At 54.0% G+C, this 13,668-nt stretch carries 11 protein-coding genes; 6 read left to right on the top strand and 5 right to left on the bottom strand.

Annotation, left to right across the window (positions count from 1 at the left end; all coding sequences use genetic code 11):
- Nucleotides 1–13 precede the first annotated feature (13 nt).
- From ACZ5BH_RS13785 to ACZ5BH_RS13775, 3 genes are all read left to right on the top strand, one after another.
- The gene (locus ACZ5BH_RS13785; protein ID WP_464889838.1) at nt 14–1,207 is read left to right on the top strand and encodes a glycosyltransferase; all 1,194 of its coding nucleotides are present in this window, start codon (nt 14–16) and stop codon (nt 1,205–1,207) included.
- The gene (locus tag ACZ5BH_RS13780; protein ID WP_464889837.1) at nt 1,176–2,336 is read left to right on the top strand and encodes a hypothetical protein; all 1,161 of its coding nucleotides are present in this window, start codon (nt 1,176–1,178) and stop codon (nt 2,334–2,336) included. The genes ACZ5BH_RS13785 and ACZ5BH_RS13780 overlap by 32 nt, the downstream gene beginning before the upstream one ends.
- 121 nt (nt 2,337–2,457) lie before the next feature.
- Complete coding sequence (locus ACZ5BH_RS13775) at nt 2,458–3,978, top strand: IS5 family transposase (protein ID WP_464889836.1); 1,521 nt, start codon at nt 2,458–2,460, stop codon at nt 3,976–3,978.
- A gap of 91 nt (nt 3,979–4,069) precedes the next feature.
- On the opposite strand, the gene ACZ5BH_RS13770 is transcribed toward ACZ5BH_RS13775, so the two are convergent.
- A complete protein-coding gene (locus tag ACZ5BH_RS13770; RefSeq protein WP_464889835.1) occupies nt 4,070–4,627 on the bottom strand; it encodes an acyltransferase in 558 nt (185 codons plus the stop codon).
- A 2-nt stretch (nt 4,628–4,629) separates the two neighbouring features.
- Nucleotides 4,630–5,478 (bottom strand): sulfotransferase domain-containing protein, encoded by an 849-nt coding sequence (locus ACZ5BH_RS13765; RefSeq protein WP_464889834.1) that lies wholly within the window; start codon nt 5,476–5,478, stop codon nt 4,630–4,632.
- A gap of 135 nt (nt 5,479–5,613) precedes the next feature.
- Here ACZ5BH_RS13765 and ACZ5BH_RS13760 point away from each other — a divergent pair, with 135 nt between their 5' ends.
- Complete coding sequence (locus ACZ5BH_RS13760; RefSeq protein WP_464889833.1) at nt 5,614–6,543, top strand: sialate O-acetylesterase; 930 nt, start codon at nt 5,614–5,616, stop codon at nt 6,541–6,543.
- Nucleotides 6,544–6,548: 5 nt separating this feature from the next.
- On the top strand, nt 6,549–7,466 hold the full coding sequence (locus tag ACZ5BH_RS13755) for a glycosyltransferase family 2 protein (protein WP_464889832.1): 918 nt from the start codon (nt 6,549–6,551) through the stop codon (nt 7,464–7,466).
- Nucleotides 7,467–7,549: 83 nt separating this feature from the next.
- On the opposite strand, the gene ACZ5BH_RS13750 is transcribed toward ACZ5BH_RS13755, so the two are convergent.
- From ACZ5BH_RS13750 to ACZ5BH_RS13740, 3 genes are all read right to left on the bottom strand, one after another.
- Nucleotides 7,550–8,587 (bottom strand): IS481 family transposase, encoded by a 1,038-nt coding sequence (locus ACZ5BH_RS13750; protein ID WP_464889278.1) that lies wholly within the window; start codon nt 8,585–8,587, stop codon nt 7,550–7,552.
- Nucleotides 8,588–8,769: 182 nt separating this feature from the next.
- Nucleotides 8,770–10,331 (bottom strand): IS3 family transposase gene (locus ACZ5BH_RS13745; RefSeq protein ID WP_464889831.1). Its coding sequence is split into 2 segments (ribosomal slippage): nt 8,770–9,869 and nt 9,869–10,331, totalling 1,563 coding nucleotides; the frame shifts between segments, so codons are not numbered across the junction.
- Nucleotides 10,332–10,456: 125 nt separating this feature from the next.
- Nucleotides 10,457–11,713: an ISL3 family transposase gene (locus ACZ5BH_RS13740; RefSeq protein ID WP_464889830.1), complete on the bottom strand. Its 1,257-nt coding sequence runs from the start codon at nt 11,711–11,713 to the stop codon at nt 10,457–10,459.
- A 432-nt stretch (nt 11,714–12,145) separates the two neighbouring features.
- Here ACZ5BH_RS13740 and ACZ5BH_RS13735 point away from each other — a divergent pair, with 432 nt between their 5' ends.
- Nucleotides 12,146–13,660: an Ig-like domain-containing domain gene (locus tag ACZ5BH_RS13735; protein ID WP_464889829.1), complete on the top strand. Its 1,515-nt coding sequence runs from the start codon at nt 12,146–12,148 to the stop codon at nt 13,658–13,660.
- Nucleotides 13,661–13,668 lie beyond the last annotated feature (8 nt).

Genomic DNA, 13,668 nt, shown 5'->3' with positions numbered 1-13,668 from the left:
TGAACCAGAAAACATGCCAAAAAATCCTTCCGAGAAATCACGCGTTGACTGGATCGTCTTTTTTGGCGAAGACTGGGGCGAGCACCCAAGCACAGGTCAATTTTTGGCGCTGGAGATGCAACATCGGTTCAAGATACTCTGGATTGATTCTCTGGGTCTGAGGGAACCTGAAGTCAATTCTCATGACATTCTTCGGATATTGAGAAAGCTCAAAAACGCTGTCCTAACCCGAGGTAGCAACGAGAGAATGCTGACCAAGCGTCAGACCAATATCTACCCGGCTACGCCGTTGACAATTCCTTTTTGGCGATTTGCCGTTGTTCGATGGTGGAATCGCTTTTACCTGAAGCGCTTTATCAAAAAACAATATGCACGCCATGGGATTGTCAATCCTCTTGTAATTACGACTTGCGTTGCGTCATCACAGGTCATCAAGGATATCAGTGATAATTGCCTTGTCTACTACTGCGCGGATGAGTACTCGTTAATTTCAGGCCTGGATCCCGATTTGGTGGTCCGTCTGGAGAAGCAATTACTGTCCTGCGTCGACATGGTCTTTGCTGTATCCAGGGCGCTGGTGAAAAGCAAGTCGGCGTATCACCCTGTCGTGAAATATTTGCCCCACGGGGTCGATGTGGAACTCTTTTCACGAGCGTTGACCCGGAACGTTTCCAGGCCGGCAGATCTGCCAGATGATTATAGAAAGATTATTGGTTTTGTCGGACTGCTCGGTGAACACATCGATTATTCCGTAATCGAGCACCTGGCCAGAAAATTTGATGATTGTGCGATCGTTTTGATCGGAAATTATGAATCGGGTGTGCCGCTACCGAAGCGAGAGAATGTATTTTACCTGGGGGCCAGAAAACGAAACGTTTTGCCGGAATATCTTGCTTTCTTCGATGTATGCATCAACCCGTATTTGGTCAACAAGCGCAATAAATACGCGAATCCTACAAAATTGAAAGAGTACCTCGCTGCAGGGAGAATGGTGGTTATGACACCGCATGATGAGGTTGAAGAAGTCCCCGGGCGTATTGAATTCGCCACAACACCAAGCGAATTTGAAACGAAAATCCAAAATCTCTTCGGGGTTGACAGAGACAGTGTCAAGAAAGAGATATCATCAACCATGAACCAGCATAGCTGGGGTGTGCGAGCGAACTGGATGATTCATGAAATATACCGGTGCCACAAAAATGGATAAAAAATTGAAATGCAAGTTCGCGCTGTTTGCTGTGTTGCTAGTGATGAATCAATACGCCGCTGCCCGGAATGATCCAAGCGGAATTCCATTGTTGAATTTATGGGAACGGCACATGATCCAATATGGCCAAAAATGGGGTGAGTATCTCGCAAGCAACAAGCATTCCGAAGAAGAACGCCTGGCAGCAACGTATTATGATTCCACAAGAGTCTTCCATCAAATTTCGGAATATCTTGGTCAATCTGAACCATGGTTGCAGTATGCTAGGATCGCGTCCATTACCTACCAGGATAATTACTGCAATAGTAACGATTTTCGCATACCCGGGTATTGGCGATTCTCAACGGGCATACTCAACGATTACATAAAAACTCGGGACAGAAAGTATTATCGATACCTGGCGTTAATCCGTGATCGGCCGGCATTCTCGAATCCTCTAACGTACCAATATGCCAACACGATGTGGTATTGGCAAAAATATTCACGAGAAATCGCCTATGCCCTTCAATCGCAAACATCCGCCGAACGCGCTGGATATCCAAGAAATTCCGACAAGGTACTGAAATATCTCGATATGTCACTCCGGCATATCGATGAATGGGTGACAGGGCAGTATGCCAATCCAAACACCGGAGAGAACCGTCTTTCCCCTTTCATGGTCGGTCTTACAGCAGAAGCATTGATTGATCTTTATGAATGGGATCTTGAAAATCAGCGAAATCCAGACCCAAGAATACCCCTTGCCATTAAAAAAATCGCGGATCATCTGTGGTACAAGGCAACTGTAAGAAATGGTGTCAACAAGGGAAAACGGCTATGGGTAAGCGATCTCGGTGGTTCCCCTGGCAACTGGAACGATTTTGGTGGCCGGGGTGTTGGCGCGTTTCGATACGAGGATATCAAGGGTGCCATGCCGGCACCGGATTTGAATCTGTTGATTGCGCCAATGTATGCCTGGCTATACAAACACTATCATGATGTAAAGTATCGGGATATCGCCGATCGTATCTGGGTTGGTGGGGTGAAACTGGCAGCCATTGGCTGGAGCAGCAAGATTTTCAATCAAAACTACCGGTGGAGCTTTAAATATGTGCAGTGGCGCCGGGAAGGCATGAAGAACAATCCATAGTTAGGGCTTCCTGAAAAAACCTAACCGATTGATCTGAATAGAGAAACCACGAATTTTCCGCTAAAATGTGCAAGGAAACCCACCGAATCCTGCCAAAACCCTTGCACCTGGAAGAAGCGCCATGTACCGCAAGCCCCCTGCCAATCAGCTCACGTTAGAAAACTTTGACCTGCCGTTTGGCGGCAAGCTGAACGGAGAAAACCGGTGGGTCCGCCTGGCGGAGCTGGTGCCGTGGGAAGAGGTCGAGGCCGTTTACGCGAAACAGTTTTCGGAAAAGGCGGGCGCACCGGCCAAGCCGGCCCGCATGGCCTTTGGGGCCTTGCTGATCAAGGAGCGACTGGGACTTGGCGACGAAGAGACGGTGGAGCAGATCCGGGAGAACCCGTACCTGCAATACTTTCTGGGTTTTCACGGTTTCCGCGACGAGCCGCCGTTCGACCCCTCCATGTTCGTGTACTTTCGCAGACGCTTTTCCCTGGAAGACTTGAACCGGCTCAACGAAATCATCGCGAGCGGCGGCCTGAGCCTGGAGGAAACCGCTGCGGATGATGAGGGTGGAGACGACGACACAGGGGGTTCGTCAGGCGAAGACGGTTCGCAAGGCAGGTCTTCGTCATCCCACCCGGGCAACCGCGGCAAGCTGCTGCTGGATGCCACCTGCGCCCCGGCGGACATTCGTTATCCGACCGACATTGACCTGCTCAACGAAGCGCGGAAGAAGACCGAAGCAATCATTGATACGCTGTTCGAGCCCCTGAGGGGCACCCGTCGCAAGCCGCGGACCTACCGTCGCCAAGCGCGTCGTGCGTATGTGGCCTTCATCAAATCGGGGCGCCGCAATGGACGCGCACGGCGCAAGGCGCTGCGGCGTCAACTGGGCTATCTGAACCGGAATCTGTCGATTATTGACGCGCTGAGCGAAGAGGCATCGCTGACGCTGCTGAGCCCCCATCAGTATCGAAACCTGCTGGTGATACGGGAGCTGTATCGTCAGCAGCAATGGATGTACGACCATGGCAGCCGGCGGATTGCCGACCGCATCGTCAGTATCAGCCAGCCGCACATTCGGCCGATCGTGCGCGGCAAGGCGGCCTCGCCGACCGAATTCGGAAGCAAGCTGTCGGTGAGTCAGGTGGACGGATTCGCCTTTCTCGACCGCCTGGACTGGAACGCCTACAATGAATCGGGCGACCTGATTGCGCAGGTGGAAGCCTACAGCAGGCGCTTTGGTCATTACCCGGAATCGGTGCACGTTGACAAGCTGTATCGTACCCGGGCCAACCGGGCGTATTGCAAGGAGCGGGGTATCCGTCTGAGCGGGCCACCGCTGGGTCGACGACCCAAACCGTCGGAGGCCAATGAAGCCGAATTGCGCGAACAGGCCCGGCAACGGCATGCGGACGAAGTGGCCCGCATCCCGATTGAGGGGAAATTTGGACAGGCCAAGCGGCGCTTTGGACTGGGCCGCATCATGGCCAAGCTGCCACGCACCAGCGAGGCGAGCATTGCCATCATCTTCATCGTGATGAACTTGGAGAAACGCCTGCGGCAGATTTTTTTGGCCTGGATTTCGTTGCTCTGTGCCCATCGAATTGGCGCACAGGGCCGAGGAGGGGCAGGTGTGGCGTGCCTGGCACGCTGACCACCATCGTCTTTCCGGTGCGCAGGCGCGAGTGAGCTACGCCTGTGGGAGCGGGTCGATAGCGGGATAACGATTTTTCAGGAAACCCTAGTTAGTTTCGCTTCCCGACAACGCGTGCGGGGTTTCCGCTGATGATGGAATAGGGAGGATACTGTTTGATTCCAACCACGGAGCCGGCAGAAACGACACATCCTTCAGGAAGCGTAACGCCGGGCATGATAAAACTGTTTGCACCAATCCAGGCGCCTGCACCGATATGCACAGGCTTCAGTTCGTAACCCTGTTCGTGAATGGGTTTTTCAAGGTCGTCGAACCTGTGATTGACCGTCCAGATTTTAACCCCGGGTCCCAACATGGCGTTCTTGTCGATATAGAGTCCACCGGATGCCTGAAGAAAACAATCGATACCGATGCGGACTCCATCGGCCAGATAAAGCTCCTGCTGGCCGCGGTATTGAACGCCTTGCATGATTACGATGTCCTTGCCTGCCTGCTTGAAGTGCGGCAACAGCAATCTGGCGCGAATGTGTTGTCCAAACGAGCCGGGAATACGATATACCAATGCATTGAGATATTGAAAACGGGTGACTTTATTTGACAACTCCCAATAGAGCGTGCGTAATGCAGGGAAGCGGAGCTTTTTGTTCATCTTCAATTTTCATCGACTACGGTTCGAAGCGAAGGCATCGCACTCAGAAGCCGCTCGTTCATTTCGATGGCCTTCGTTCTTTCAATCGTGTTGAAATTTTTATCTGATTTTCGATTGTCTCTTCTGCCAACAAGGGCTTTCAGGGCGACAATATCGTACTCCATGTTGAGATAGTCCAGCATCGCCCTAACTGTTGAAAGGTCATTCAGTTCATGGGTTTTTATTCGGAATAGAGGTATATGCGGATAATCCATGCTGAACTGTCGGATGCGAAATTCTGTTTCATACCAGTACCAGAGACAACGGTAAAAATCATGTTTGAACGCTTTATTATTGAAGAGAATCTGCGCGTTTACCAGATTATCCGGATTTTTGGGGTCAATGAGGTATCGTTTTCCGACTTCAGTCTTGCCCGGAATGGAGCCGATTCGGTAGAACGAGATGGCTGTACCAACCGGCTCTCTCACCAAATGAATGACTTTGAGTTTTTTGGCAAACTCAAGAATGGAAAACCGAGATAGGCGTTTTATGAACTGATGATTTGTTTCGATGTAGTAGCGATATTTTCTGGCTGTGCGCCTGACATAGAGGCTCTTCAACAAGTATTGCGTACGGAAATATCTCTCATTGGCAAGCTCCTTGGAATCAGGATTGTAAAGAACAGGGTGTGGTTCATGAAGGCAAATGGCATCTGGTACGGATGTGAAAAGGTTTGCCAGTGTATTGGAGCCGCTACGGCCCGTTGTTGCAACAAATACGTATGATTCCGTGTGTGATGGAATGGCGTATCGGTACAGATGAATGGCCGCCTTGAGAGCGAGCGGGTTTTGCTTTAGTTTCTGCAAAGACATGTTTAAATTCTATCAAAAATCGTTGTGAGATTATACAATCATAAGGCAAGGCCATTTTGATTCAGTAGAGATCATGTGTGCAATATAAATACAAAGTTATAACACGAAATGCCTAACACGAGTTTCTGGTTCAAAATGATGCAAAAAACACCACTGAAGCGGGCGCCGAAACTTGTCGTATTGATGAGTTGGATGGCGGGCATTCTTTTGGTCGAAAGTGGATGCATGAATCAATTCGATCATGCTTCCCTCGTCTCTGATTCTTTAACACCGTGTGCTGAGGTTGAAGATCCGTCCTCTGTTCAAGGAAGTGATCTTTTGCTTGTGGTGCTTGCTGGTCAATCCATCATGTCCGGGCGCGGAACATTAACTGATTTGCCCGATCGGTTCCGCACCTGCCGCAACGATATCTTGTTGTTCGGAAACGATTACCGATGGAGGTACGCCCATGAACCCATCGATGACGGGCGCAATCAGGTCGATGCCGTTTCTGTCGATTCGAATGCTGCTGTCAGTCCCGGGACGGCCTTTGCAATAGCATATCTTGACCTGGCGCCTGGCAAACGTATCGTGCTCATTCCATGTGCAAAAGGCGGTTCCCTGATTGAGGAGTGGCAGCGGAACCGGAATCGCGACAGTCTGTACGGTTCATGTCTTTTCCGGTTCAGGATGGCAATGCGTTATGGGCAGCCTCTTGCACTATTGTTTCAGCAAGGGGAATCCGATGCGGTTGATCCTGAGCGCCTCTTCCCTCGGCAACCCAGGCCACATCAGTGGGATGAGATGTTCATACGATTTATCGAGGGCTTCAGAAGGGATTCTGGCGTGGCAAACTTGCCTGTCGTGTACACCCGCATGGGGCGAAACGGCAATCCCCGGAAATACGTGAACTGGAAAACCGTAAGGAAATCACAGGAGCGCGCCTCAAAAAAACTGACCAATGTGGCCTTGGTGTATACGGATGATTTGCCGCTGCAGGATGAGGTCCATCTTACCACCAGAGGCACGATTATCCTCGGTGAACGTTATGCAGAACGATTGCAGCAGTTGGTGTCGGAGGAATGATTGTCATGAAACAAGTTCGGCAACCTCTAGTTTCCGTAATCATCCCCGTCTATAACTGCGAGCAATATATTGAAGAGGCATTGCGCAGCGTCTACCAGCAAACCTATTCGAACATTGAAATCATTGTGGTTGATGATGGCTCCACGGATCGAACGCCCGAAATCCTCAAGAATCACTCGACCAAAATCAGGCTGTTCCATCAGGAGAATGCCGGCTCGGCTGCGGCAAGAAACAGGGCTCTGGATAATGCCTTCGGTGAATTGATTGCCTTTATTGATGGCGACGATTATTGGCATCCCGAAAAACTTTCAATACAGGTCGAACATCTTGAACAGAATCCTGATGTCGGTGTTGTTGCATCGAAGATTAAATATTACTGGCCTGTACAGGATGGTGTCTATCCAAATCCGGACGAGTCGTTTCCCGGAGATGAAACAGATACCTTCACCGAAATTTACTATGATGATATTTTTCATTCCTATCCAATTTCAACTATGTCAATCATGATGAGACGAGAGGTTGTCGAGAATACGGGAAAGTTCGATTTGACGATGAGAAAGGGGCAAGATCACGATTATTGGCTGCGTATGGCGTGGCACACTCGTATCCACAAACTGGAAAGAACGCTGGCATTGTATAGAATGAACCCTCAGAGCGTTACATTCAATCCGGGAAACGTGAATTACGCCGCGATGTCAATACGGAAGGCATTGAGGCGATGGGGGCGAAAGACGCCTTCAGGAAGACTCATACCCCGGTCTGCCGTACGGAAGAAATTGGCCAAAACCTGGAAGGATTTTGCCTATATGCATTACAAATATGGCAGCAAATTCCGGGCAGTTTTCGCGCTTGGGTGCGCGCTCTATTACAGGCCCGCTGAAATTGCGCGGCTCTTGAAGGTCGATGGTTACGAGCTGAGCTAGTTTCGATGCGCAAGTTTACCTGTAGTAGTTCAGACTTGATCTGACAGTTACCGGTTTTTCCGGGGGCGACTGTCAGGTCAAGCTCAGCCTACGAACTTCTCCTGCCAGATTTTCTTGCCGTCCTCCAGCGTTGCCATGGGGGTACGCCCACAACACATCTTGCCCTGGTGGGTTCGTTCCGTATTGTAGTACTCCAGCCATTCATCCAGGTCGGCCTGGAGCGATGCCAGATTCTCATAGAGTTTCTTCCGGAAGGTCACCTGATAGAACTCCTGGAGAATGGTCTTGTGGAACCGCTCGCAGATCCCGTTGGTCTGCGGAGATTTGGCCCGGGTTTTCGTGTGGTCGATATCATTGACCGCCAGGAACAGCTCATAGTCATGGGTGTCGGGCCTGCCGCAGTATTCGGTACCCCGGTCAGTGAGGACCCGCAGGACAGGCAGGCCCTGGGCTTCGTAGAAGGGCAGTACCCGGTCATTCAGCAGGTCGGCGGCCGTAATCGGCGTCTTGGTTGTGTACAGCTTGCAGTGGGCCACCTTGGCGTAGGTGTCCACGTAGGTCTGCTGGTAGATACGGCCTACCCCCTTGAGGGTGCCCACGTAGAAGGTATCCTGTGAGCCCAGGTAGCCGGGATGGGCAGTTTCGATCTCGCCGTGGTTCTCCTCGTCGAGTTTCTTCTTCTCCAACGCCTGGACCTGGGCTTCCGTCAGAATCAGCCCTTCTTCGGCGGCCATCTTCGCCTCCAGGGCCTTCAGGCGGCTCCGGAAGTTGGCCAGCTCGTGGCGCAGCCAGATGCTGCGCACGCCGGTGGGGGAGACGAAGATCCCCCGTTTGCGCAGTTCGTTGCTGACTCGGACCTGGCCATGGGCCGGAAAATCAATGGCATACGCCACCACCGCCTCTTCGACCTCCGGCGCCACCCGGTTCTTGGGGTTCGGGCGCCGACGGTCCGGCTCCAGCAGGGCATCGATTCCGCCTTCCTCGACCGCTTTCTGATACCGGTAGAAGGTATCTCGGGACAGCCCCATGATCTTGCAGGCTCGAGAGACGTTTCCCAATTCCTCGGCCAGATTCAGCAAGCCGAGTTTGTGTTTGATGATTCGTTCGCTACTATGCAACATGAGGGTTACCTCCGTCGTGTTTTGATTGGGTTGGGTTCGCACCCCCATCAAAACCGGTAACCCTCACTTTTTCAACTGTGAGGTGTCAGATCGGGTCTGAACTAATACAGTTACCCATTTCTTTCGTTCTGCACTTCGAAATCCTGCGCTATCGGTGTTTGTCAAGATAGTTGTCGCAATTTTCAAGCTGCGATTCTCTCGTTTTCCGGCCCGTCTTCTGCCTGGGGCCGGTCGGGATTCAGCCACACCTCCCCAACCGGCTCCCAGTTACGGGTGGCGCCACTCCAGCGTGCCGGATGCCGCTGTCGGGCGGCTTCGTACACCGCCTTGCGTTGTGCCAGGATGGCCCTGTCCCGCCCCTCATGTCGTTCGCTCGGCGTGACAAACTTCAGGGCGCTGTGACGATGAGTCCCGTTGTACCAGGAAACGAAATCATGCACCCATTCCCGCGCCGCCTCCAAGCTCTCGAAGGGCTTGCCGGGCCAGGCCGGGGTGTACTTCAGGGTCCGGAACAGGCTCTCCGAGTACGGGTTGTCGTTGCTCACCGAGGGTCGGCTGAACGAGGGCACCACGCCCAGTTGCTGCAGGGTCGCCATCAGGGTGGCGCCCTTCATCGGCGCCCCGTTGTCCGCATGCAGCACCAGGCCCGGGTGGGTGATCCCCTCGGCCAGACAGGCCCTGCGGACGAGCCTGGTCGCCAAATCGGCCAATTCCTGCTCATGCACTTCCCAGCCCACGACCTTGCGACTGTAGATGTCCATCACCAGGTAGAGCCGGTAGAAGGCGCCGCGTACGGCGCTGGCCAGGTAGGTGATGTCCCAGCTCCACACCTGGTTCGGCGCCGTGGCGCGGTAGCTCTTCGGTTTCGACGGCCGCTTTGGGACCTGGGCCCGGCCCCGGCGGTGAAGCTGTCCGGCTTCGCCCAGTACCCGGTAGAAGGTCGATTCCGAGGCCACGTATTCGCCCGCATCCGCCAGCAGGGGCACTATCTGCGACGGGGGCAGGCTGGCGAATTCCGGCCGGTTGCACAACTCGAGGATATGCCTGCGCTCGGCCTCGCTCAGGCGGTTGGCCGGCACCGGGCGGGGCGCTTCAGGCCGGCGGTCGGGCTCGATGCCGCCTTCCCGGGTCCAGCGCTGATAGGTGCGGGCGCTGATCCCCAGCAGCGCACAGGCCTTTTCCTGCCGGGCGCCGTGGGCCATGGCGTGTTCGACCAGCTCGTGGGCTCGGCGGCGATTCGGGGTGCTGATCATGCGTCCTCGCCTTCCCCCCAAATCGCCTCGGCTTTTTTTGACAACACCAGCAGGGCGGCGGTCTCGGCCAGGGCCTTTTCCTTCTTTTTCAGCTCCCGCTCCAGGGCCTTGAGCCGTTCCCGGTCGGTCTTGCGCTCGGCTCTGAGGCGGTCGGCCTGCTGCCGGTCCCAGTCGTTGGCCTGCTCGCAGGCCCGGCGCCAGGCCTGCACCTGTTCCGGGTACAGGCCCCGCTCCCGGCACCAGGCGGACAATTCGACTTCGTTCAGGGCAGCCGTTTCCACTACAGCGGCGAACTTGTCCGCCGCGCTCCAGCCCTCGGGGCTCTGGTCACCATCGGGCAGCAGGCGGCCCTCGGCCCGGGCGGCCTTGCGCCAGTTGTACAGGGTGGCCTCCGAGATGCCTTCTTCCTCGGCCAGCTCCGGTATGCTGCGGTTGTACGGAGGCAGCATCTTCCTCAGTACCGCCTCTTTGCGTTCGGGTGTATAGCGCATAGTTGCTCCTCGTTCCGCCCCCTCAAGGTCTCTTAGAGTCCCACATCGGGGAGGCGACATCTATCCTGACAGAGGGGGCCATATCTTTTACGTGAATTACACGAGCAGAAAAATGGGGCTCTTCATCAATTCGTGTGGGTCCGTAACGCCTTGGCGGCCTCAGGATAGAGATCCAACCCGCCCAGGTGGAAGTAGATGGCAGCCCGGAATCGCGCCTTGTTGCGGAAGCCCCGGCTACGAACCTTGATGAGTTTGATGCGACTGTTCGTGCTCTCTGCCAGCCCGTTGGAGGCCTTGAGGATAATGGCATTCAGAATCCCCCACAGGTGCGTCTTGACCATTCTGGCAACTTTCTTCACCGGCTCCAGGCGGCTGCGAATGGCCCAGTCATACCAGCGCTTCCAGCCTTTCTCGGCCCAGGTCCGATGCACGTAATGCCACAGGCTCATGCCCTGCTCCTTGATGGCCCAGGCCCGAGCCGTTTTGAGGTTCGCGTTTCGCAAGGTGGAAAAATCTCGCCACTGCTTGCGACTCATGTTCTCGGGGTTGGCCAGCCAGGCGTGCTTGCTGCCCGTGAGAATGGCATTACCCTCGCGAAGCAGCGCCTTGTGCTCCTGGCGGCGCACCTTGTCCACCGCCTCGCCCAGGGCCTTGGCGACATGAAATTTGTCGAAGGCAATCTTCTCCGCCGCACCGGGAATCGCGGCCAGCGTGGCCTGGATGTAGGCCGGCCACATGTCCATGGAGACGCTCTCAATCGCCGTCTTCCGGGTTTCATCCAGCCCCGCGTAAAACGCCTCCAGCGTCTCTTTCTTGCGGTCGTCACCCACGTGAATGACTTCGCCCGTCTCCCGGTCGGTCACGACCGTGACGTAGTCATGCCGTTTGCGAAAAGTGGTCTCGTCCACGCACAAATGGGCATGGCACTTTTCCGCATCACGCCGCCCGAGCCCTCGCTCCACCGCCCGTTGCATGATGCCGTCAATCGCATTCCAGCTCAGACCCAGCTGCCGGCTTACCGCGCTGGGGGCAGCCTCTTTCAGCCAGTCAATGACCAAGGCCTCGAACAGGGCCGTGTAGCGGCTGCCGGACTCGGCCCAGGGAACCTGGATAAGGCAGACACCGTGCTCGGGGCAGGATACACGGGGAACCTCCGCACACAGGACCGTCCGGTATTGACAGGTATCCAGATGACGCCATTTTCGGGTCCGCTTGTCGTAACGAGGGGCGGATTTGCCGCAATGCGGGCAGACAAGCTTCGCATCCAGTTCAATCCCCACGTAAACGGTCACCTCCCCCTCGCTCAGGTGCAATTCCACATCCTGCACCTGCCAAGGGCTCTCAATACCCAGAATCCGGGCGTACAGGTCTCGATCTCTCATGAGAAGTACCCTAAGCTACCCACACGAATTGGGGAAGACCCGTAATTGTTTTGTGGGGCGTTTAGTCAAACTCGGCGTGCCGCGTTAATGACGTTGTGTTTTCGCTGGGAAACGGTGCTTCTTGTCCCGGTAATCCAGCGTTGACGTTGGTGAGTCGTTATTGCGTTGTCAACACTGGCTGCGGAAAGCAGAGATATTCCAAGACCTTGTCCAGATTGTTGTTTAAATATTTTTTATTGAGGAAATGGCGTTGTTGTGAACCAGTTCACTGTATGTATGTGAGCCGGTTGACGAAGATTGTTGAGGTCTGTCACAGATACGGAAATTTGTCTGTTGAAAATCTTATGCCTGCCGAAAGAAGGGTTCATACTGCATGAAATTGATATTTCAGGCGTGTGAGTCGTATCTGCAGAATTTTGAGAGGCACAAGGCATGTACAGATTTTTTGTAAGACAAATTTCAATGATCGCAACGGCAATGATCTTTGTGGGGGGGTTGGCCTCCTGCGGAGGCGGTGAAGGTGGCGCAACCAACATTGCCTTGACGTCGCCCGGTTTGGAAGCTGGTTCCGCTGCATCCGGCTTCGATGTCGCATACACGCAGCCTTACGATGGGCAAATTTCCGTGTCCACGGATGCGACAATCGTCGTTCAGTTCAACAAACCTGTCAATGCGACCTCGGTCGATACGACCCGTATCGAGATATTGGGCCCGGGGGGGGCAACGGTTGGTTATACCTATACTGTCGAAAACGATATTGTCCGGATTGCTCCTTCGGGAACGTTGCATGAGGCTGTTTCTTACACAATCAGGATCGATCGTTCCGTGACCAGTCTGCAGGGTGAGACGATGAACAGGGACGTTATCGTGCAGTTTTCAACCGCCTCTCGAACCGACTATCCGCCCTTGTACGGGCGTTGGCTGGATAACATGGATCGATACGGGCGTAAATGGGGCGAATATATCAGCAATCCGGCCAATGCTGGGGATTATGCGTTATCGGCATCCTATTATGATGCCGAGCGGGTATTCTATCAAATCGCAGATTTCACAGGGAATACGGATCCCTGGTATCGGTATGCCGAGGCAGCTGAAAAAGTCTATCGCGACGATTATGCGATTGCCAACAATTATCTGATTCCGGGTTACTGGCGATTTTCTGAAGGTATCTATCTCGATTATATCAAGACCGGCGATACCGTTTCGTATGACGGGATTCGACTGATCAGGGACAACCCAGCCTTTTCCAATGCCGATACTTACTCGCGTGCAGACACCGCCTGGTACTGGCAGGTCTATTCCCGGGAGATTGCCTATTCGCTCGACTCGCATGTGTGGGCAGAACGGGCAGGGTATCCCCGAGACCAGGTGCGGGTGGATAAATATGTTGCCATGGCGCTTAATCACATACAGGAGTGGTTGACGCAAAATTACGCAAACCCCAATACGGACGAGCATCGTCTGGCCCCATTCATGTTTGGACTCACCGCCGAGGCGTTGATTCATTACTATGAATGGGAGGTCGAGCAGGGACATCCGATTGATGAAACCATTCCCAATGCGCTCAAGGCCATGGCAGACTATCTGTGGGAACAAGCCACCGTGCAAAGCGGGATTCATGCGGGCAAGCCAATGTGGATTCCGGATGTTGGTGGAACGCCCGGCGCCTGGAACGAACAGGGCGGAACAGGATACGGGGCATTTCGCTACGAGGACAAGAATGCGGCAAAGCCGGCCCCGGACTTGAATCTTCTGATTGCGCCGGCCTACGCATGGCTGTTCAAGCATTTCGGTGACATCAAGTACATTGAACGCGGCGATCTTATCTGGTCAGGAGGAGTGGCGCTGGCTGCGGTCGATTGGTCCGCAAAACAATACAATCAGAGCTATCGGTGGAGTATCGACTATGTCAAATGGCGCCAGGCAGGTTATGCGCGTCTCAAGTAATGACAATG

The organism is Thioprofundum lithotrophicum, assembly GCF_055387065.1.
Note: the sequence above shows the minus strand (reverse complement) of the source record. Positions and strands in the feature narration are given on the sequence as shown.

Bases quoted from the DNA above. Each gene is read 5' to 3' on its own strand.
- ACZ5BH_RS13750 (WP_464889278.1), bottom strand. From the start codon at position 8,587: ATGTTGCATAGTAGCGAACGAATCATCAAACACAAACTCGGCTTGCTG.
- ACZ5BH_RS13755 (WP_464889832.1), top strand. From the start codon at position 6,549: ATGAAACAAGTTCGGCAACCTCTAGTTTCCGTAATCATCCCCGTCTAT.
- ACZ5BH_RS13765 (WP_464889834.1), bottom strand. From the start codon at position 5,478: ATGTCTTTGCAGAAACTAAAGCAAAACCCGCTCGCTCTCAAGGCGGCC.
- ACZ5BH_RS13775 (WP_464889836.1), top strand. From the start codon at position 2,458: ATGTACCGCAAGCCCCCTGCCAATCAGCTCACGTTAGAAAACTTTGAC.
- ACZ5BH_RS13760 (WP_464889833.1), top strand. From the start codon at position 5,614: ATGATGCAAAAAACACCACTGAAGCGGGCGCCGAAACTTGTCGTATTG.
- ACZ5BH_RS13740 (WP_464889830.1), bottom strand. From the start codon at position 11,713: ATGAGAGATCGAGACCTGTACGCCCGGATTCTGGGTATTGAGAGCCCT.
- ACZ5BH_RS13770 (WP_464889835.1), bottom strand. From the start codon at position 4,627: ATGAACAAAAAGCTCCGCTTCCCTGCATTACGCACGCTCTATTGGGAG.
- ACZ5BH_RS13780 (WP_464889837.1), top strand. From the start codon at position 1,176: ATGAAATATACCGGTGCCACAAAAATGGATAAAAAATTGAAATGCAAG.
- ACZ5BH_RS13735 (WP_464889829.1), top strand. From the start codon at position 12,146: ATGTACAGATTTTTTGTAAGACAAATTTCAATGATCGCAACGGCAATG.
- ACZ5BH_RS13785 (WP_464889838.1), top strand. From the start codon at position 14: ATGCCAAAAAATCCTTCCGAGAAATCACGCGTTGACTGGATCGTCTTT.